Annotated in this window: 1 pseudogene; it reads right to left on the reverse strand. The window is 36.4% G+C overall.

Features of this window, described 5'->3' with window-relative positions:
- Nucleotides 1-345, reverse strand: a pseudogene (locus tag VK90_RS17350) (IS4 family transposase); the annotation flags it as partial.
- Nucleotides 346-437: the final 92 nt, after the last annotated feature.

A 437-nucleotide genomic window follows, 5' to 3' on the forward strand; every position in this document is an offset into this window, starting at 1 on the left:
AGTATGAGAAATCTTAGATAGTCCCCCAATTTTAGCTTGTAGAAGTGTAGTGAATACAGTTCGAAAGAAGGCTACAGAAGCCGAGTTAAATCGCCGATTAAGTCCCTCAGGACTTAATAAAATTCCTGTTGAAGTTTCTAATTGACTACAAAGTTGAGTAAGAGAGGTAGTAGCAATTTGTTGATTTAACCATACACACAAAGATAAAAAATGGTGCCCATGGCACTTACGTTTTCGTTTCATTCCGCCTGCTTCTATAGCTAATTGATTAAGTGTAGCGGGAGACATATAGCGATATAACTCTTCGGCAAATAAAGACAACTCTTGTTTTTGATGCATATTCATAAAAAGCACGTCACCCTTTCTCATTAACATAAGAGAATAGTAACGTACTTTCAACTTCAAGAATAGTCTGAATCCTTAAGTTGATGGATGTG

Origin of the sequence: Bacillus sp. LK2 (genome assembly GCF_001043575.1) — a bacterium.
Taxonomy (GTDB): domain Bacteria; phylum Bacillota; class Bacilli; order Bacillales; family Bacillaceae_G; genus Bacillus_A; species Bacillus_A paramycoides.